Genomic DNA, 17,873 nt, shown 5'->3' with positions numbered 1-17,873 from the left:
GTCGTGTACTCTCTTTCTGTTTTCTTTAGAAGGGTGGAAAGAAGTTGTTTAGTATTTTAATAGGATTGATCCTGTTGATGGTCTTTGCCTATCTGGGATGGTCCATTATTTGGATCGCACCGATCGTCGCAGGCATTGTCGCGCTGATGAGCGGTATGGATCTGATGGATGCGTATACGAACACGTATATGTCGGGATTCGTGAATTTTGCCAAGCAATGGTTTCCGATTTTCTTACTGGGAGCCATATTTGGAAAGCTGATGGAAGATACGGGGGCTGCTAAATCCGTCGCTTACCAAATCACTAAAATGATTGGGGAGAAGCGTGCGATTCTTGGTGTACTAGTCGCTTCGGCTGTTCTGACCTATGGTGGCGTGAGTCTCTTTGTCGTGGTGTTCGCGATCTATCCCATCGCTCTGGCGTTATTCAGGAATGCGGATATATCAAGGAAGCTTATTGCACCGACCATTGTACTTGGTGCATTCACCTTCACCATGACGGCTGTTCCCGGAACACCGCAAATACAAAATTTGATTCCCATGAAGACGTTTCATACGTCACCCATGGCCGGTTCGTGGATGGGGATTGTGGCATCCGTCATCATGGCTGTCGGGGGATACCTCTGGCTTATCGGAAGGCAGAAAAAGATGGCAGCCAAAGGGGATACATTCAAAGAAAGCAATCGTGCAGGATCTAAGGCGGAAAATGAAGAACAAACCTTGCCTAATTGGATCAATTCTCTACTGCCATTGCTTCTGGTGGTTGTGTTATTAAACGTCATCAAATTAGATGCCATTCCTTCTTTACTGGCTGGGATTGTCCTGATTCTCCTTATGAACGTGAGTCGATACAAGAAATTCATCCCTTCCATCAATGAAGGGGCAAAAGGCTCTGTGATGGCCATCATCAATACCAGTGCCGCAGTAGGCTTCGGTGCAGTCGTGACGAGTGTACCTGATTTTGACCGCATCACGGATCTAGTATTGGGAATCTCGTCAAACCCCTTGATCTCTGAGTCATTGATTGTACAGATCCTTGCCATGATCACCGGTTCTGCTTCAGGTGGAATGGGAATTGCCATGCAGGCACTTGGCGATACCTATTACCACTTATCACAGACAACGGGCATAAGTCCAGAAGCGTTTCACCGCATGGCATCGATTGCTTCAGGTGCATCAATCCTGCCACATAATGGAGCATTACTGACGCTTTTGGCCGTAACGAATGTAACCCATAAAGACTGTTATAAAGATGTATTCATTGTCGGCCTGGTCATCCCTACGATCGCAGTGATAGCAGGGATCCTTATGGCAAGCATCGGTCTAATATAAATTAAAGGAGTGTTTGGAAATGGTAGAAAATAAGGTAGTAGTCATAACAGGTTCAGCAAGCGGCATTGGTTTCGAATTAGGGAAATCCTATGCAGAAAACGGAAGTAAAGTGGTACTGACGGATCTAAATGAAGAAGGCGTCAAGGCAGCAGCTGAAAACCTTAAAGACCTTGGATATGAAGCAATCGGCCTTAAAGCGGACGTAACAAGTGAAGAGGATATCCAGAACATGATCGATAAAGCTTACCAACAATATGGACGCATCGATGTACTCGTGAACAATGCAGGACTACAGCATGTGTCACCAATTGAAGAGTTTCCGACAGCGAAATTCGAGCTCATGATCAAGATTATGCTTACGGCTCCTTTCGTTGCCATCAAGCATGTTCTTCCTATCATGAAGAAACAAGGATTCGGCCGTATCATCAATGTCTCTTCCATCAACGGCTTAGTAGGTTTTGCAGGAAAAGCTGCCTATAACAGTGCTAAACACGGTGTGATCGGATTAACGAAAGTAGCGGCACTTGAGTCTGCTCCATTTGGCATTACAGTGAATTCCATTTGCCCGGGTTATGTGGATACTCCACTCGTCAGAGGACAGCTTAAGGACATTGCCATGACACGCAATGTTCCATTAGAAAAAGTCCTGGAAGAAGTCATTTATCCTTTAGTCCCTCAAAAACGTTTACTGGATGTCAGTGAGATTGCGGATTATGCCATGTTCCTATCCAGTGATAAAGCTGGTAGCGTGACAGGGCAGGCCGTTGTCATCGACGGTGGATATACAGCTCAATAATGGAATGATTGGTCAGAAGGCTTCGGCACCGTGGAGTGTCGGAGCCTTTTTAATACCTTTTTACTAGGTTCTCACCCTAGAAAGCTATTCCTTTCTTTCACATTTCTTCTTTAATCGACAATCTTCTCCCTCTTCTCTATTCGACTCTCCCTATTTTGTATGTGCATTGCTGTTTCCTTAAATCACCAGTTTCATTCCCCTCGATCTCGAATTGTAAAAAATATGGTAGTTTCCTGGTTTTATAGAGTAGTAGAATGAGCACCAATCGAAGTAAGATTATGTAAAAAACATAAAGTTTACAAAAATGTATACAAGTAAACAATAACGTATACAAATGTAGACAAAAATGTATACATGTAAACAAACTAGTACACATGTTGATTTAAAGGGATGTGTACAAAATATGTGTACAACGATACAAAAACGTATACAATTTCTCATTCTGTCTCTTTGAATTTCGATAGAAAAGTAGGATTGACCAGAGACAAGAAATTGTTTAATCTGAAAGTAAGAGTTGAAATTTTTTGACAAATTCTTACTCATGTATGAAAGGATGATTTTAATGACAAATTCTCGAATTGCAGCCATTGATGTTGGTAATGATTCTTTAAAAGGTATTTTTGGAAAAATGGACGCTGAGGTGAATATTCCGAACGTCATCGCCAGGGATATTGAAGATCGTCCGATCATCGGAATCGAGGAGCTGGATACACAAGACCCACTAGACGGCATACATATCCGTGTCCACTCCCCTGCTTTGAAAGACAATAATGCGATTTACCGTGTCGGTAATCTTGCAACGAAGAGTAATAACTCAACTGAACTTGATCCGGGCAGCAGTAAATCAGAAGAAGATCAAACACTGGTTATGCTATTTGCTTCGATCGCTCTAGATGCAGCGCGCAACGATCTATTTAAAAAGAATAATAATGTAATAGAAGCAAACTATACGCTCGGAACAGGTCTTCCCCTTCGCGAGGTGAAGGAAGGAAAAGATGTTGGATACCGTTCAAGATTATTAGGTTCTGTTCACCAGGTCGAGTTCCTTGTCACTCCCCGCTATCAAGGAATCAAAGTAAATATCAAGTTTGATGAAGTGAAGGTGTATCCTGAAGGATTTGCTGCTTTTATCAACCTTGTGATGGATAATAATTCAAATATCATCAATAAAGATTTGATTGATAAGCGCATTTTGATTCAGGATATCGGTGGATTATCAACAGATATCGCGGTCATCAAAGATCGAAAAGTAGACGATGATAAAGCTCAAGGCTTTAACCTTGGCGTTTCTGAATCCCTAGAATTGATCCGTGAAGAAATCCGTTCAAGACACGGCATTGAGCTGGATAGCCGACGCGATGTGGTGGAAATCATCACGAAGAAAAATGATCGCAATCATATCATGGTCAAAGGAAGTCGTACAAGCGTCCATGACATTGTGGACCGTATCATGCTTGAACTGGCTAAGAAGCAATACCGCCACCTTCGTAATATGTGGCAAAAGAACTCTCAAACGGAAATCTGCTACTTCATAGGTGGTGGATCAAGCGTCCTGAAAGAATACATCAAAACGCTTAATAATAATCTTGATGGGTACAATATCGACTTCTTTGAAGATGAGAAGGAAAGCATCTGGATGATGGCCAATGCCTACTACAAGCTGATTGGGGACTTCACAAGAAAGAATGAAAAACAACAACAAGCCCAGAAAGACGAACAAAAATTAGCGAAAACCAAATAGGGTGATGGTATGAAAGAAAAAGGGATGTCGAGGGGACAGCCGATCACGTTTCGGCTTCCTTCTGATACACCTGACCATGTATTAAAGCATCTGCAAAAGCTGAAGGAAACGGAAAAACGAAATTTCTCAAGCAAGATTGCAGAGCTTGTATTGAACGGTGTAAATGATACAATTTCCAAACAGCGTGAAGCGATTACGATCCCCCTTCCGAAGGGCCTGGACAAGTCCCAACGTGATTGGTTAAAGCATGAACATTCAGAAGCGCTTTTAGGGAGTATCGTGTACCAGCTGCTTTCCAACCCGGTGCGTACAGCCTCCCTGCTTGCTTCCATAAGCAGTAGCTCATTAGATATCGATGAAGCTCTCTATCTTCAGGAAGAATCGGCAGCAAGTCACGATAACTCACGGGAATGGTCCCTTGATCACGTGATTGATGATTCACCTGAAGAAGTAGTGGATGAGCGCTCATACTCTACAGATGAAGAATTGGACAACTTTGACTGGGACAGTGCCATGAAACCCCAGGAAGCGGCCGGCGAAGAGCCCAAAGAAGAATCGATGGACGATCTATTGGGTGACTTCCTTGCTCAAATGAATAAATAAAGAAGAACCTGAAGCGTATGAAGCTTCAGGTTCTTTTTTGGTTTTTGCGACCGATTCAAAGCACACTTCCCTTTTAAATACAACCATCTAATAAAGTTAGAAACTGTAATCAATTTGTCTTAATTGAATTATATTTTCTACTCCAACCCCCCAATCTTATATATCTCTAAGAAAAGAATGTTACAGAGGGCCTTGCGTTGATTAAAACATGTATAAAAAATGGCAGTTTATTTCAAATGATTCCCATGACCTAGTTTATGCAGGGCCACAATCGAGGTAAACACCGATTAAACAGAATAGAAGCACGTCATTGGCAAAACCATTATAGAGGAGAGATTCGATGAGTATTCAAAAAAGTAATGATAGCTCAAGTCTCGCGGAAGTAATCGATAGAATCCTGGATAAAGGAATCGTCATTGATGCATTTGCCAGAGTTTCCTTAGTAGGTATCGAGATTCTGACAGTTGAAGCACGGGTTGTCATTGCGAGTGTGGATACATGGTTACGATATGCAGAAGCAGTTGGGCTACTGAGAGACGAAGTACAGGAAGAAGGTCTCACCAAGCAGTCAAATGAAAGAGGAACAGCATTCAGCATTTAAACAAGTAAATGAAATATAGTTTTACTATTTTAATAGAAAAGAGGATGAATATGGCAGAAGTGAAAAGCAGTCAACAGGTAGAAGAAACGAAGAGCACTGATGAAAAGAAAGGACAATCCAATGAAAACAGACAATCAATGAATTATGCGATTATCGGTGGAGTAGTCGGTGCAGGAATTGGCTTACTTTCGAATCCTGGTACAGGAAAAAAAGTAGTGGACAGTCTAGGGAAATCAGATGTGATGAAAGCGGCAAGTAAAGAACTGCGAAGGTCAGCTCAGGAATTCTTGACAGAGCAGGCTATCATCACCCTTAGACAATCCGCTACCGGATACATGAGCAGGCTCGAAGGTGGATTGCTGTCACCTAAGAAGAAAAAAGAAGAGGCGTCGGAAAACGCTGATGCCAAAGCTGATAACAATCAAGATTCTTCCAATCAATCAGAAGAATTAGCAGAGATCAAGGAAGAAAACAAGAATTTGAATGAGCGTTTAGAACGTATCGAAGAAATGTTGAACAGCCTGGTGGAGTCTAAGAAATAATCGCATCCCTAAAGGGGGCATTACATGAATAAGCCTGTAAAAAAAGCAGTTGGGAAGATGGCTAAAAAAGCATACGACCATGCTCCGGAGCCTGTGAAAGAGAAAGTGAAAGATACATTGAAAGAGAAAGCGAAAGAAACCTTTGTGAACAGTGTGGAAAATGGTATTCAATCAAAGGCCAACGAAGCATCCGGGAAATTAGAGAATGCAAAAGAGAAAAATGCCGATAATGTTCATACCAAAGCAGAAGAAGCAAAGGAAAAAGTACAGGATGTCCTGCTTTCCGTAAGGGAAAAGTTAGGGAATGCAAAAGAAGCAGGAGAAGAATTTCAAAAGAAAATTTCTTCATCAAATGATAAAAAAACAAATATCAAAGGCGTGGGAAATATTAAGGGAGCAAGTGACATCAAGAGCTCCTTTAACATTAAGAGTTCCACTGAAATAAAAAGTTCAGAAAATATTAAATCTTCAAAAGACATTAAGACAATCTGTTCCTAAACACCGGAAGGAGAATAACAATTGGCTATTCAAAAGAGTAATAACAGTTCAAGTTTAGCAGAAGTCATCGACCGTATTCTAGACAAAGGGATCGTCATTGACGCATTTGCAAGAGTATCTGTCGTTGGAATTGAAATATTGACAGTTGAAGCAAGGGTTGTCATTGCAAGCGTCGATACATGGTTGCGTTATGCAGAGGCAGTAGGTCTCTTACGGGATGACGTAGAGGAAAACGGTCTTGCTACACAGCAGAATGAAAGAAGCTCCCAGTTCAGCATCTAAATGGAGTGCCAGCAAAAGAATATGTGTATGAAGGGGGCCATTATTGGCACCCTCCCCTTCATCTACAGTAGGAGGCAACTATGGTAATCAAAGAAATCATGAACAGTGTGACGGATTTCTTCAATGAACATGTAGCTCCGGTCCATAAGATTACGTCGGTGGAACTGACAGAAGACGAAGGCTGGAAGCTGCAAGTCGAAGTGATTGAAGAAAAAGAATATATGAAGAAATATGCGAAAGACGAAATGCTTGGAACATATGATGTTCTCCTTAATAAAGAAAAGGAAGTTACGTCATTTAAACGACGGGATATCCGTTACAGAAGTGCCATTGGACAGGAAATGTAGTGTCCTGAGCGAGTAGGAGGGAATTGTACGTGACGGTCTTAACTAAACGGATCAAAAAGGATAGCAGGGCATTAATACAAGATGATGAAACGAAAGAATTGCTTTCGCGCTCATTGCAGTACCTTAAAGCTGGATATCCTGTGCATTTCACAGGTCCTTCCGGGGCCGGGAAAACGTCACTGGCACTCGCACTTGCGAAAAAGAGAAAAAGACCGGTTATGCTCATGCACGGTAATCACGAATTGAATAATAAAGACTTAATCGGTGATTTTACGGGTTATACAAGTAAAAAGGTCGTCGATCAATATGTACGATCCGTTTATAAAAAGGACGAAAGCGTCACAGAGACATGGAGAGACGGACGTTTACTGGAAGCCGTCAAGAATGGTTATACCCTTGTATACGATGAATTTACACGATCACAGCCGACGACGAATAATATCTTCCTATCCATTTTGGAAGAAGGAATCATTCCTTTGTATGGTTCGAAGCTCACTGAGCCCTTTATTAGAGTGCATCCGGAATTTGCCATCATCTTTACTAGTAATCCTGCAGAGTATGCAGGGGTTTATCAAACACAGGATGCTCTAATGGATCGGTTAATCACCATTAACGTAGATTACAAGGGAGCAGAACAAGAGGCGAAGATTGTATCAGAAAAAGCTAACTTGGTGATGAGTGAAGCAAGAGCGATTACTACACTCATCTCAACATTACGCGATCAATGTACAAACGAAATGAACGGACCGAGCTTGCGTGCTTCCTTAATGATTGCAAGACTCGCTATTGAATCAGACATTCCCATAGACGGTAAGGATACAGATTTTCAACGTCTATGTATTGATATAGCAGCACACAGCGTCAGTCGATGTATCGACGGAGAAAACTCACAAGAAAAAGCAGAACAATTGATTATAGATGAATGTAAAAAAATGAGGGTATCTGAGGAATAAAGGAGAGTTTTAAAATGAGTCAGGAAGAAATGGGGATTTATATATTTTGTGCCATTCAAACCGAACAGGAAGATCATTTTGGTTCCATTGAAATAGAGGGTGAGGAACGCGAAACGTTCACAATCAGATATAAAGATGCCGCAATGGTAGCGGCAGAAGTACCGATGAAAATCTATCATCCAAAGAAGCAGAATTTGTTGATGCACCAAGGTGCAGTATCCCGGGTCATGGAACAAAAGGATACGGTCATCCCGATCAGCTTCGGAAATGTCTTTAAGTCGACAGATGATGTTGAGGCCCTGCTTGAAAACCTTTATCCGCAGTTCGAAACTCTGTTCCCGGCAATCAAGGGAAAAATCGAGCTGGGCTTAAAGGTTATCGGTAAAAAGGAATGGCTTGAAGCCATGGTGAAGGATAACCCGCAGGTGGAAAAAATGGCCTCAGCCGTTAAAGGGAAATCAGAATCGGCCGCGTATTATGACCGAATTCAGCTTGGCGGAATGGCTCAGAAGCTATTTGCTTCCCTGCAAAGTGAGATTAAGCAGGAAGTCTATGCACCCCTTGAGGAATCAGCCGTGTCAGCAAAGGCAAATGATCCTTCAAGTGAGAAAATGCTTCTCAACGCTTCATTCTTAATTGACCGGGATCAGGAAGAATTGTTTGATCAAAAGGTTAACGAGGCACATGAAAAGTGGAAGGATAAGGTCGAATTCAACTACAGCGGCCCTTGGCCGGCATACAATTTCGTCAACATCCGATTAAAGGTCGAGGAAGGCTGATGATCCATAAATTGGTTAGCGCACCAATTAATCTGGTCATTAAAGTCGGTGAAAAGATCAAAGAAGAAGCGGATAAAGAATTATACGACCTTCCTACCATTCAACAAAAGTTGATTCAGCTTCAAATGATGTATGAATTAGGGGAAATCCCCGAGGAAGCATTCCAGGAAAAAGAAGATGAGCTCTTAACAAGATATGAAATAGCGAAACAGATGGAAATGGAGCAATGGGAAGAACTAACGAAAAAGAAATAAGGGTGATCAGATGAGAGATTTACTTTATCTATATGGCTTAATCCCGACAGAAGAAGCAAATAAAGAAACCCTTCCCCCCATGAAAGGATTTGATGGGGAAGATGAACTGTATACGATTCAAATCGGAGCCGTGACCGCCATTGTCTGTGATCTGCCAGCCGATGATTACTCAGAGGAGTCGATCAAGGAAAAAGTCGATAAAGACATGGACTGGCTTCAGGAAAAGGCGTTCCATCATCATGAAACCGTGTTGATGGTGTCGAAACTCTATACCATCATTCCCCTGAAGTTTTGTACATTGTACAAAAATGAGGAAAGTCTGAAGAACACGATCGAAGGCAATCGAAATAAACTTGAAATGACCTTTCAACAACTCGATGGCAATGAAGAATGGAATGTCAAAATCTACTGTGACGATAAGCTGTTGAAGAAGCAAGTAAGCGAAAGCAATCCGTCCATTGAAGCCAAAAGGAAAGAAATCAGTGAATTACCAAAGGGCAGGCAGTTCTTTGAAAAGAAAAAGATCGATCAGCTGATTGACCGAGAACTGGAAAACGAAAAAAACCGCCTCTGTGAAGAGGTGCATGAAAAACTGAAAGAGCACTCTCTCCACGGAAACGTCAAGAAAAATTGGAGTAAGGATGTCACAGGCAGACAAGAACATATGGCTTGGAACAGTGTGTTTCTCCTGCCGGTTTCCAATGTGGATGAATTTGTAGAGGAAATTAAGCAATACGAAGAAGAATTGGGACACGCCGGTTGGAAAATTGAAGCATCCGGCCCTTGGCCACCCTATCATTTTTCTAGTTTTTCTTAATCACAAAATAAGGAATGAGAAATATGACCGTAAGAGAATCAATCGAGAATAAAGATATAGCCCTTATAGATATTTTAGATGTCATTCTCGATAAAGGTGTGGCAATAAAGGGAGATTTGATTATATCCATCGCAGGGGTAGATCTCGTGTATCTGGATTTGCGGGTGTTGATCTCTTCTGTTGAGACGTTGGTTCAGCATAAGCAGGGAACGCGTACATCCGATCAATTCGATCAAGAAAGGGAGGGATTGATTCATGCAACAGGCCAGCGGGACAAATGGGCGGATTAATTTCGACCCGGAAAAAGCGGAACAAGGCTTGGCACAGCTTGTATTGACCGTCGTGGAGCTATTAAGGCAAATCGTCGAACGACACGCCATGCGCCGTGTCGAAGGCGGTACGTTAACGGATGAACAAGTGGAGAATCTGGGGATTGCCCTTATGAATCTCGAAGAAAAAATGGAAGAGTTAAAAGAGGTATTCGGTCTGGATGCAGAAGACTTGAACATAGATCTTGGCCCTTTAGGAAGCTTGATGTAATAGCGGTTAAGGAGGTTACATGATGGGAATGGAGCATCCGGTACAATCCAATACAATTGTGGATGTCTTAGAAAAAATATTAGACAAAGGGGTTGTTGTAGCAGGAGATATTACGGTGGGAATTGCCGATGTCGAGCTCTTGACGATCAAAATCCGCTTAATTGTTGCCTCTGTCGATAAAGCGAAGGAAATCGGCATGGACTGGTGGGAAAATGACCCTTACTTAAGTTCAAAAGCAGCGGATAACAACACAAAAGCCCTTGAGGAAGAAAACAAGAAATTACAGGAACGATTGGAATCACTTGAAAAGAAACTGGAAACGAACCGCCTTAATCCGGCGGATATAAACTAATTGGAGGTTTTACACATGGCAGAAAAAAATAATACGCAAACAACAGTTGAGAATCAAGGACAAGAAAAGAATGCGACGAATGAGAACAAAACGAGAAGAAGCGGCCCGATCAAGAGGACCGTTGCAGGAAGCCTACTTGGAGCAACGGTTGGCTATTTAGCGACACCTGAAAACGGGAAAAAACTGCTGGATCGTATCGACCAGGAAAAAATTAAAAGCAAAAGCCTGGACTTCGGGAAAGCGGCAAAAGAAAAATCCAGAAAAGCCGCTGTCTCACTAAAATCATCTACAGCCAGCCTATTTAAGCGTGATAGAGATGATGAAGCTTCTGAAGATACGGAAACAGCTGTAAATACAACAGAAACAAACGAGTCACAAGAAGAATCCAACCAAGACTATGAAGCTCTTAAACAAGAAAATGAAGAGCTTCAGAATCGCCTGCAGCAATTAGAAGAGAAAATGAATCAAATTGCAGCAGCCCGTGAAGATGTAGGTGATGAAGAGGAAGGCGAGGAAGAGGAAAAAGAAACTTCTTCTAGAAAGAAAACGTCAAAGAAATCCAATGAAACGGCTGCAGATGAAGAGGATGACGAAGACGAAGAAGAAGAAGACGATGATGACGAAGAAGATAGCGACGATGAGGATGAAGCGTCAAGCAAGAAAAAATCCAACAGCAAGTCAACAAAAGGGAAGAAACGTTCTACACGCAAGACTAGTGCAAAAAGTAAAAAGTCATCCAAAAAAGAAGATGATACAAACGAAGATCAAGAAGAAGACACAACACTTTCTACGGAGGATGACACAGTAGCTTAACGAAAGGGAGATGTGAACATGAGTTCAGGACCAGGAAAGGACAGCATCTTAGAATTTTTTGTGCAAGCTTCAAACAAACATGACTTTTCATTAGATATCACGTTAAACGTCGCTGGGGCCGTTATCACGGGTACTCTCGTTTCCGCAAAGGAATACTTCGACTCGTTAAGCGAAACCTTTGAGGACGGCAGTGACGTGGCTCAGAAGCTGAGTGAGGAGCTCGCCAAGGCAGGCGAGTCAGTAGAAGAAAACCAAAGTACTGAAGCCAATTTCATTCATTTGAAAAACACGAAGGTATATTGTGGTGACAGTAAGCCGACCCCTTCCAAAGGGAAAATCATGTGGAGGGGGAAAATCAGCGAGGTAGACGGTTTTTTCTTGGGAAAGATTGCAGAATCGAAGAGCAGTAAATAACAAAAAGCGACTGAGCTTGGATTCAGTCGCTTTTTGTTATAGTAAGGGGAAATTTATTTCCCGGGCAGTAATCAACTCTTAAAGTCGATTTATCCTATTTTTGAACATGGATTACTTCACTGCTGTTCGGCTCTATAGTTATCTGCACTTCAATATACTGCTTACCATCTGAAGTATAGTTTTGTGTAATGCTTCCTTTGGAAATACTATACTCCCCCTCTTGCATAAAGATGGGGATCGTCACCTGAAGTGGCTTGTTTAAACGATTGGTTATATCCACTTGCTGAGATTTTGCACTTCCATCGTTCTCTGTCAGATAATCGGCGTCAAAGGACATGGTGCCACCTTCTGTATCGCCGTTTTGGTAAACAGGGATGGAACGATCGGGTTCTTCGTAATTGTAGGATGAGATCTGCCCGTTTTGAACGGAAAAGTCTCTGAAGCCAACCCATGGCTTACCGGATAATTCGATGGCCGTGGTGGTTGTATATAAGATACCATCCTGCTTTGTTACATCGTCAATATGAGTATGTCCATGGAGACTGATAGTCACATCATTCGCCTTCATGATATCAATTAATTCTTTGGCGTTTTCCCCATGCCACTGCTGATCATATTTAATCCCTAATTTTTCACCAAGGATGAGTGTGCTCAAACGTTGAGGGTCATGTTGTTCATCATATTGCTTCCAGTATTCTTGAACGTCAGGGTCGTCTTGTGGCCAAATATCTCTGTCGCGCCATAATGGATTATGGTGTGAGAAGAGGCCGCGAATTTGGTCATTTTGTGCGGTTTTGGCATTCTCCTGCAGATCTTGTTTCACCCAGTTCAACTGTTCTTCCCGGATCTGGCCGCCCCATGTTGGTACAGAAACCGTACCGGTTCCGCTTCGGTCGAATTTATTCCAATCAAACGAGTTGTACCCGATGAAATGGGCATATGGGCCGTAATCAAACGAGAAGTATTGTGGACCGAAGTACTTCTCCCAGTACTTTGCTCCATCTGTCAGTGTCGCATCCTGGGCGTAGTAATCATGGTTTCCAGGGACGATATAAACAGGGACATTCAGCTTTTGTAGCATTTTATAGGTTTCTTCGTATTCATAAATATACTCGAGAGGATTAAGCTGACCAAACATCAGGTCTCCTGTAATGACAACAAAATCGGGATTTTTTAAATTGACTTCTTTAATGGCTTTCTGCAGGTATAACCAGCGTTTAGTTGGATCTGGATCCCACATGCCCGTTTCCTTCGCACGTCCAGGCGTGAAGGAGGAAGGATCGTCGGTATTCCCAAGGTTACGCGGAGAACCTATGTGAGTATCGGTCAAATGTAAGAAGGAAAAGTTCTTCTTATATTCGTCGACTACTTTGACGGAATGAGGCTGCTCATCGGTAATCCTTTTTCCGTTACCTGTATAGGTCACCACGAGATCATATAATCTCTGTGGAGTCCCCTCTGGAATGGAGACTGTTACATCGACAATGGAAGAGCTGTCCTTCCAATGGGATTTCCCTGGTTGTACCGATTTGACTGGTAATTCGTAATCACTGGTGAGAGAAGAGTGATTGGTTTGCTTTAATTTTACAGACCAAGATCCCGTTTCCTTTCCTTGGGTATCAACCTGAATGGTGAGGGACTCGCCTTTCTTCTTAATGGCGGGTGTTGCAAATAATGGGTAAATAATCTGGTTCACTTTTTCATCAAGTGAGATATTTGGGAACTCATCTACGTAATGAGTAGTGTTTCCGATCCCTCCATCACGCTCGCCGGCAGAGCTGAAAGGGTTGTCCAGTGCCTGGGCTGAAAGTGGGGAAAGAGAAAATATCAATAGTAGTACGAATCCTTTTTTTAACCAATTCTTCATGATGCTTACCTCCTTTTCTGCCTCAAGAGTATCAGCCGAATGTAAAGGCAGTGTGGAGCCTTGTTTACAAAATAGTATCTCTGCTATTTACATAGAAAAGGGTGCCCCAATAAGGGACACCCACTTTCAGTTAAACAAGTATCATCCATAATAATAAAGTAAAGACAAGGGCGGTTAATCCCTGAACCAGCGTAGCGGCAGTCTGTGCCTTATAAGCATCTGTGACCTTCATGCCGCTGAATTGCGTCACAACCCAGAAGTAGCTGTCATTGACATGGCTGACCGTCATCGCTCCTGCACCGATGGCCATGACCACTAACGCAAGGGGGACGGCACCGTCAATCCCCATCTGTGGAAGGAGGGGAGCAATCAGGGAAGAGGTAATGACAAGGGCAGCTGTAGAAGATCCTTGAGCCGATTTTAATAGAGCTGCCACAATAAATGGAATCAAAAGGACGAGTGCACCGGAAAGTAATCCCCCGTCTGCGATTCCTTGAATCAATTCTGCAACGGGAGTCGCCTTGATGACGGATCCGAATGCTCCTCCTGCACCTGTGATCAATAAGATATTGGTAGCATCCTTCATCCCCTGACTCACCCAGCCATTAAGGGTTTCTTCATCCCATTTTGGCAGAAGGGCAAACGCAGCAAGGACACCAATCAGTAAAGCAACGACGGGAGAACCGATGAATAAGAGAACATCTGCGGCTCCCCCTTTCCACTGGAAGAAGCTGACGACAGATCCTGTACCGATCAAGAGTATCGGAAGGACGATCGGGGCAAATGATTTAAACGTTGAAGGAAGCTCCCCAAAGGATTTGACGATCTCGTCATAATCCAGATCGAGCTCATCTTCTCCCTCGATTTCAATTTTATTTGCAACCTTAGTCGCCCAAAGGTAACCTGCCAGAATTGTAGGGATGGCGACAATCATCCCGATTAAAATAATGGTTCCCAAATAGTCGCTCGCCCCGATATTCCCGGCTGCGGCAATGGGACCCGGAGTCGGCGGCACAAGGGTATGTGTGGCATAAAGACCTGTGGCAAGTGCAACAGACATGGATGCAAGAGCCACTTTTGCCCGTTTGGCCAATGCTTTTTTGAGGCTTGAGAGAATCACGTATCCGGAGTCACAGAAGACGGGGATACTGACGATGGCCCCAATCAGGGACATGGCCAGCTGTGGTCTTTTTTCCCCAACTAATCGAAGAACCACTTCTGCCATCCTGAGGGCGGCACCTGATTTCTCTAAAATCGTCCCGATAATGGTACCTGCTACGATGACGATCCCGATATACCCCATCAATCCTCCGAATCCGCCGTTGACAGCCTCTACAACTGTATTCAGTGGCAAGCCGGCAAATATTCCGACTAAGAAAGCGGCAAACAATAATGATAAAAAGGGCTGAAGCTTTAATTTTGCCGTGGTGAAAATGATAAATCCTACCCCTAATACAATGACCGTAAATAACCAAATTCCTGACATAAGAATTTCCCCCTTTATGTTTATCCCTTTGTTAAATGTAAAATTCGTGCGATATTCCTTGTTTCATGGTAAAGCAGTTCTTCTGCACGACTGATGCTCTCCTCTAAAGCCATCGGACCGATGCTAATGGAATGACAGCTGGAGAAATTGTCGTATAATTGTTGGTACCCCTCTCCTAAACTCCCTGCGATAAGAGATACGGGAGTATGGTGCTGACTAGCAATGGTTGCGATATAAGAAGGGAGTTTACCAAACAATGTTTGATAATCGCTCTGACCTTCACCGGTGAGGACCCAATCAGCCTGACGAATGGCATCTGGAAGCTTCGTCGCTTCAGCAACCAGCTTGGCTCCTGATTCAATCTTTCCATGCAGATGCAAGAAGGCAAAGCCAAGTCCTCCGGCTGCTCCGGCACCGCTCGTGTGTTGAAAATCAACTCCTTTTTCTTCTTGAAGCAATAGACTATAGTGATATAGCTGTTGATCAAGCTCCTTCACCTGTTCCTCGGTGGCCCCTTTTTGTGGGCCGAATACATAAGATGCCCCTGTCTTTCCACATAAAGGATTTTCAACATCGGAAGCAATGTGAAAGGTGCATTCTTTTACTAGGGGATGGAGGGTGCTCCAGTCCACCTTTGCAATGGACTCGAGGTCCTTTCCAAATGGCCCGACAGCGTTTCCGTCTTCATCCTGAAAGGTAACGCCGAGTGCTTGAAGCATGCCGAATCCACCATCATTCGTCGAACTCCCGCCCAGGGCAATAATGAACGTTCGGAACCCGTCATCTATCGCTGTTGTAATGACTTCTCCGATGCCATAGGAAGTGGTATGGTATGGATTGCGTTTTTCACCAGGCACCATAGGTAACCCGGCGATGGAAGCTATTTCAATGACAGCTGTTTTCTTATCTCCTAAAACACCATATACAGTAGAGACCTTTTCCCCTAAAGGACCGGTGGCTGTTAAGGGTACTTTCTTTCCTCCAGTTGCGTAAAGGAGGGTTTCCAAAGTCCCTTCTCCACCATCAGCCATGGGGATGACGTTCGTTTGAAAGCTTGGTGATTCATCCAGAAAGGCTTTCTCCATAATGGCTCCAACCTTTAATGAGCTTAAACTACCTTTAAATGAATCGGGGGCAATAAGAATATTCATAGCGGCTCCTTTTTCAGAAAATATAATCTATTACTCTATTTAACCAAGTGAAGAAAGCGGTTACAATGTGAATTCTCCTAAACATTTTCCGGTGAAAATAAAAATGATTGTGCATGTGCACAATCATATTTACGTTATTTATTATTCATGTCATCAATCAATAAGATAAAACGCAGTATCATCGCGTCATCAAATGTTCTGGGGCTTAGACCTGTCAGTTCTTCAACACTTTCAAGCCGGTAAAGAAGGGTATTCCGGTGAATATGTAAAGCGTTCGCCGTTTCTTTCATGTTCAATTGGCAGTCAAACAATCGTTGAAGGGTATGTCGCAAGGTGTCGCTTAGCTGAAGAGTCTGTTCACGATAGCGATTCATAAACTCCTGGCGAATCTCGAGGGGGATCCGCTTGATAAAATCCATGATGCCCCAATCCTGTATATGAATGTGATCGGAAAACTGAGGGAAGCTTTCTTGTAATTCCAGGGAACTGTGTGCTTCCAAATACGATTTTCTATACCCGACGACGCCTGGGTAGACATGACCGATTGCTGTTTTTACAATGAAAGCCTTCTCCTGTAAATGCCGCTGCAAACGCTTGGCCAAAGTAATGACTTCACCCTTAGTGGGGCAGACGCTTGTAGGGATTCCGACGACGCACTGGGAGTCGTTGATAAAAGATTGAAAGTGAAGCTTTGGTAGTTGAAGCTTTATTCTCCTCAGAAGATCTTCTTTGACCATGGATAAAGGCATGTTGGTGGTAGAGTGGGTGAATAAGTTGGCGAACTGAACCAACATCACGTGAACAGGTTGGCTGGTTTCTAGATGTATGTAATGATGAGCGAACGCTTCATTTTTTCTTTCATCAAAATAATGGGGGTGTACTAAATCAAGCAGCCAATTATCCATCAATGTTTTTTGATGCTGCAATTGATTGTGGAAATGAACCTGCTGAAGCATTACTTCTACGGTGACCTTCACCATTTTCACAAACTGATCCAGTTCCAGGGGGGAACCGGTCACCCCAACGACCCCGATGATTTCTCCCATGAACTCAATAGGTAGGTTAATGCCTTCTTTAGAACCATGATACTTATCCAGGTCATTTTCAAAAATAATCAATGAACTTTTTTGCTTAAGGACATAAAGAGCCCCTTCGTGAACTTGATTCATGCGAGTGGAATCTGTACTGGCCACTATGACGCCGGACTCGTTCATAATATTGATATTGTAATGCACGATCGTCTTCAATTTCGCAATGATTGGATAAGCTAATTCTTCTGTAATATGCACGTGGAACACCCCATTATTCGTCTTGCCTTCATTCTAGCACATGTTTTCTTTCTGCCTATTCGGGTATAGATACGTATACAAAGGAGGTTACCGTTATGAAACGATTAATCGGAAGACTGATCAAATGGGGACCTATCATTTACCCGATTTATAAGAAGTATCGGAATAAGAGAAGACATAAGAAATCGATGACGTATTAAAAGGGCAGCCTGCGTGGGCTGTTTTTTTATTTTATAAATGAGCAAATAAAAAAAGGCTGGGACATAACTAAATCTATATACTCTAGAGACGAACAATAAGATTACGTGTTACACCGCTGCCCGATTCCGTGCAAGACTTCGCTTTCCTCGTCGCTGTCGCTCCTGCGGGGTCTCACCTATTCCGCTTTTCCCGCAGGAGTCTTCGTCTTGCACTCCA

22 protein-coding genes are annotated in these 17,873 nt (G+C 43.0%); 18 read left to right on the top strand and 4 right to left on the bottom strand.

Translation table 11 applies throughout. The annotated features are described in order from the left end of the window. The first annotated feature begins 44 nt into the window (after nucleotides 1-44). From KYJ26_RS01045 to gvpU, 18 genes are all read left to right on the top strand, one after another. Nucleotides 45-1,331: a GntP family permease gene (locus KYJ26_RS01045; RefSeq protein ID WP_219165522.1), complete on the top strand. Its 1,287-nt coding sequence runs from the start codon at nucleotides 45-47 to the stop codon at nucleotides 1,329-1,331. Between the two features lie 19 nt (nucleotides 1,332-1,350). Next, entirely contained in the window at nucleotides 1,351-2,127 is a 777-nt protein-coding gene (locus KYJ26_RS01040) for a 3-hydroxybutyrate dehydrogenase (protein WP_219165521.1), read from the top strand. Nucleotides 2,128-2,689: 562 nt separating this feature from the next. Then, nucleotides 2,690-3,868 carry a ParM/StbA family protein gene (locus KYJ26_RS01035; protein WP_219165520.1) on the top strand — a complete coding sequence of 393 codons (1,179 nt, stop codon included), beginning with the start codon at nucleotides 2,690-2,692 and terminating at the stop codon, nucleotides 3,866-3,868. 9 nt (nucleotides 3,869-3,877) lie between these two features. After that, on the top strand, nucleotides 3,878-4,471 hold the full coding sequence (locus KYJ26_RS01030) for a ribosomal L1 domain-containing protein (RefSeq protein ID WP_219165519.1): 594 nt from the start codon (nucleotides 3,878-3,880) through the stop codon (nucleotides 4,469-4,471). Nucleotides 4,472-4,811: 340 nt separating this feature from the next. After that, the gene (gvpA, locus tag KYJ26_RS01025; RefSeq protein ID WP_219165518.1) at nucleotides 4,812-5,072 is read left to right on the top strand and encodes a gas vesicle structural protein GvpA; all 261 of its coding nucleotides are present in this window, start codon (nucleotides 4,812-4,814) and stop codon (nucleotides 5,070-5,072) included. Nucleotides 5,073-5,122: 50 nt separating this feature from the next. Beyond that, nucleotides 5,123-5,614: a GvpT/GvpP family gas vesicle accessory protein gene (gene gvpT / locus KYJ26_RS01020; RefSeq protein ID WP_219165517.1), complete on the top strand. Its 492-nt coding sequence runs from the start codon at nucleotides 5,123-5,125 to the stop codon at nucleotides 5,612-5,614. A gap of 24 nt (nucleotides 5,615-5,638) precedes the next feature. Next, nucleotides 5,639-6,112 (top strand): gas vesicle protein GvpQ, encoded by a 474-nt coding sequence (gene gvpQ / locus KYJ26_RS01015; protein WP_219165516.1) that lies wholly within the window; start codon nucleotides 5,639-5,641, stop codon nucleotides 6,110-6,112. A gap of 21 nt (nucleotides 6,113-6,133) precedes the next feature. Beyond that, nucleotides 6,134-6,394, top strand: a complete 261-nt coding sequence (gene gvpJ / locus KYJ26_RS01010) for a gas vesicle protein GvpJ (protein WP_034764908.1) — start codon at nucleotides 6,134-6,136, stop codon at nucleotides 6,392-6,394. An 80-nt stretch (nucleotides 6,395-6,474) separates the two neighbouring features. Then, a complete protein-coding gene (gvpO, locus tag KYJ26_RS01005; protein ID WP_034764910.1) occupies nucleotides 6,475-6,741 on the top strand; it encodes a gas vesicle protein GvpO in 267 nt (88 codons plus the stop codon). Between the two features lie 29 nt (nucleotides 6,742-6,770). Next, the gene (gene gvpN, locus KYJ26_RS01000; RefSeq protein ID WP_219165515.1) at nucleotides 6,771-7,694 is read left to right on the top strand and encodes a gas vesicle protein GvpN; all 924 of its coding nucleotides are present in this window, start codon (nucleotides 6,771-6,773) and stop codon (nucleotides 7,692-7,694) included. A 14-nt stretch (nucleotides 7,695-7,708) separates the two neighbouring features. Continuing rightward, the gene (locus KYJ26_RS00995; RefSeq protein ID WP_219165514.1) at nucleotides 7,709-8,473 is read left to right on the top strand and encodes a GvpL/GvpF family gas vesicle protein; all 765 of its coding nucleotides are present in this window, start codon (nucleotides 7,709-7,711) and stop codon (nucleotides 8,471-8,473) included. Further along, entirely contained in the window at nucleotides 8,473-8,727 is a 255-nt protein-coding gene (locus tag KYJ26_RS00990) for a gas vesicle protein GvpG (protein WP_044340210.1), read from the top strand. Before KYJ26_RS00995 ends, KYJ26_RS00990 begins: the two co-directional genes overlap by 1 nt. 10 nt (nucleotides 8,728-8,737) lie before the next feature. Next, nucleotides 8,738-9,544 (top strand): GvpL/GvpF family gas vesicle protein, encoded by an 807-nt coding sequence (locus KYJ26_RS00985; RefSeq protein WP_219165513.1) that lies wholly within the window; start codon nucleotides 8,738-8,740, stop codon nucleotides 9,542-9,544. Between the two features lie 23 nt (nucleotides 9,545-9,567). Further along, the gene (locus KYJ26_RS00980) at nucleotides 9,568-9,834 is read left to right on the top strand and encodes a gas vesicle protein (protein WP_219165512.1); all 267 of its coding nucleotides are present in this window, start codon (nucleotides 9,568-9,570) and stop codon (nucleotides 9,832-9,834) included. Next, on the top strand, nucleotides 9,800-10,084 hold the full coding sequence (locus KYJ26_RS00975; protein WP_034764925.1) for a gas vesicle protein K: 285 nt from the start codon (nucleotides 9,800-9,802) through the stop codon (nucleotides 10,082-10,084). The genes KYJ26_RS00980 and KYJ26_RS00975 overlap by 35 nt, the downstream gene beginning before the upstream one ends. Nucleotides 10,085-10,106: 22 nt before the next feature. Next, entirely contained in the window at nucleotides 10,107-10,436 is a 330-nt protein-coding gene (locus tag KYJ26_RS00970; protein WP_219165581.1) for a gas vesicle protein, read from the top strand. A gap of 15 nt (nucleotides 10,437-10,451) precedes the next feature. After that, the gene (locus KYJ26_RS00965; protein ID WP_219165511.1) at nucleotides 10,452-11,249 is read left to right on the top strand and encodes a YtxH domain-containing protein; all 798 of its coding nucleotides are present in this window, start codon (nucleotides 10,452-10,454) and stop codon (nucleotides 11,247-11,249) included. An 18-nt stretch (nucleotides 11,250-11,267) separates the two neighbouring features. Then, on the top strand, nucleotides 11,268-11,663 hold the full coding sequence (gvpU, locus tag KYJ26_RS00960) for a gas vesicle accessory protein GvpU (protein WP_219165510.1): 396 nt from the start codon (nucleotides 11,268-11,270) through the stop codon (nucleotides 11,661-11,663). A 94-nt stretch (nucleotides 11,664-11,757) separates the two neighbouring features. On the opposite strand, the gene KYJ26_RS00955 is transcribed toward gvpU, so the two are convergent. The 4 genes from KYJ26_RS00955 to KYJ26_RS00940 all read right to left on the bottom strand — a co-directional run bounded on the left by KYJ26_RS00955 (nucleotide 11,758) and on the right by KYJ26_RS00940 (nucleotide 17,456). Beyond that, a complete protein-coding gene (locus KYJ26_RS00955) occupies nucleotides 11,758-13,530 on the bottom strand; it encodes a metallophosphoesterase family protein (protein ID WP_219165509.1) in 1,773 nt (590 codons plus the stop codon). Nucleotides 13,531-13,660: 130 nt separating this feature from the next. Then, nucleotides 13,661-15,016, bottom strand: a complete 1,356-nt coding sequence (locus KYJ26_RS00950; RefSeq protein ID WP_219165508.1) for a GntP family permease — start codon at nucleotides 15,014-15,016, stop codon at nucleotides 13,661-13,663. Between the two features lie 20 nt (nucleotides 15,017-15,036). After that, nucleotides 15,037-16,167, bottom strand: a complete 1,131-nt coding sequence (locus tag KYJ26_RS00945) for a glycerate kinase (protein ID WP_219165507.1) — start codon at nucleotides 16,165-16,167, stop codon at nucleotides 15,037-15,039. 134 nt (nucleotides 16,168-16,301) lie between these two features. Then, nucleotides 16,302-17,456 (bottom strand): CdaR family transcriptional regulator, encoded by a 1,155-nt coding sequence (locus KYJ26_RS00940; RefSeq protein ID WP_219165506.1) that lies wholly within the window; start codon nucleotides 17,454-17,456, stop codon nucleotides 16,302-16,304. Between the last annotated feature and the right edge of the window lie 417 nt (nucleotides 17,457-17,873).

Source organism: Rossellomorea orangium (assembly GCF_019334305.1).
Classification (GTDB): domain Bacteria; phylum Bacillota; class Bacilli; order Bacillales; family Bacillaceae_B; genus Rossellomorea.
The sequence above is the reverse complement of the archived record's forward strand: the minus strand, read 5'-3'. Positions and strand labels throughout refer to the sequence as shown.

What these genes read in the sequence shown, in the direction of transcription:
- gvpT (WP_219165517.1), top strand. Translation starts at nt 5,123, where the DNA reads ATGGCAGAAGTGAAAAGCAGTCAACAGGTAGAAGAAACGAAGAGCACT.
- KYJ26_RS00995 (WP_219165514.1), top strand. Translation starts at nt 7,709, where the DNA reads ATGAGTCAGGAAGAAATGGGGATTTATATATTTTGTGCCATTCAAACC.
- KYJ26_RS00970 (WP_219165581.1), top strand. Translation starts at nt 10,107, where the DNA reads ATGGGAATGGAGCATCCGGTACAATCCAATACAATTGTGGATGTCTTA.
- KYJ26_RS00965 (WP_219165511.1), top strand. Translation starts at nt 10,452, where the DNA reads ATGGCAGAAAAAAATAATACGCAAACAACAGTTGAGAATCAAGGACAA.
- KYJ26_RS00955 (WP_219165509.1), bottom strand. Translation starts at nt 13,530, where the DNA reads ATGAAGAATTGGTTAAAAAAAGGATTCGTACTACTATTGATATTTTCT.
- gvpQ (WP_219165516.1), top strand. Translation starts at nt 5,639, where the DNA reads ATGAATAAGCCTGTAAAAAAAGCAGTTGGGAAGATGGCTAAAAAAGCA.
- gvpA (WP_219165518.1), top strand. Translation starts at nt 4,812, where the DNA reads ATGAGTATTCAAAAAAGTAATGATAGCTCAAGTCTCGCGGAAGTAATC.
- gvpU (WP_219165510.1), top strand. Translation starts at nt 11,268, where the DNA reads ATGAGTTCAGGACCAGGAAAGGACAGCATCTTAGAATTTTTTGTGCAA.
- KYJ26_RS01040 (WP_219165521.1), top strand. Translation starts at nt 1,351, where the DNA reads ATGGTAGAAAATAAGGTAGTAGTCATAACAGGTTCAGCAAGCGGCATT.
- KYJ26_RS00945 (WP_219165507.1), bottom strand. Translation starts at nt 16,167, where the DNA reads ATGAATATTCTTATTGCCCCCGATTCATTTAAAGGTAGTTTAAGCTCA.
- KYJ26_RS00975 (WP_034764925.1), top strand. Translation starts at nt 9,800, where the DNA reads ATGCAACAGGCCAGCGGGACAAATGGGCGGATTAATTTCGACCCGGAA.
- KYJ26_RS00990 (WP_044340210.1), top strand. Translation starts at nt 8,473, where the DNA reads ATGATCCATAAATTGGTTAGCGCACCAATTAATCTGGTCATTAAAGTC.
- KYJ26_RS00950 (WP_219165508.1), bottom strand. Translation starts at nt 15,016, where the DNA reads ATGTCAGGAATTTGGTTATTTACGGTCATTGTATTAGGGGTAGGATTT.
- gvpO (WP_034764910.1), top strand. Translation starts at nt 6,475, where the DNA reads ATGGTAATCAAAGAAATCATGAACAGTGTGACGGATTTCTTCAATGAA.
- KYJ26_RS01030 (WP_219165519.1), top strand. Translation starts at nt 3,878, where the DNA reads ATGAAAGAAAAAGGGATGTCGAGGGGACAGCCGATCACGTTTCGGCTT.
- KYJ26_RS01035 (WP_219165520.1), top strand. Translation starts at nt 2,690, where the DNA reads ATGACAAATTCTCGAATTGCAGCCATTGATGTTGGTAATGATTCTTTA.
- KYJ26_RS00980 (WP_219165512.1), top strand. Translation starts at nt 9,568, where the DNA reads ATGACCGTAAGAGAATCAATCGAGAATAAAGATATAGCCCTTATAGAT.
- KYJ26_RS00985 (WP_219165513.1), top strand. Translation starts at nt 8,738, where the DNA reads ATGAGAGATTTACTTTATCTATATGGCTTAATCCCGACAGAAGAAGCA.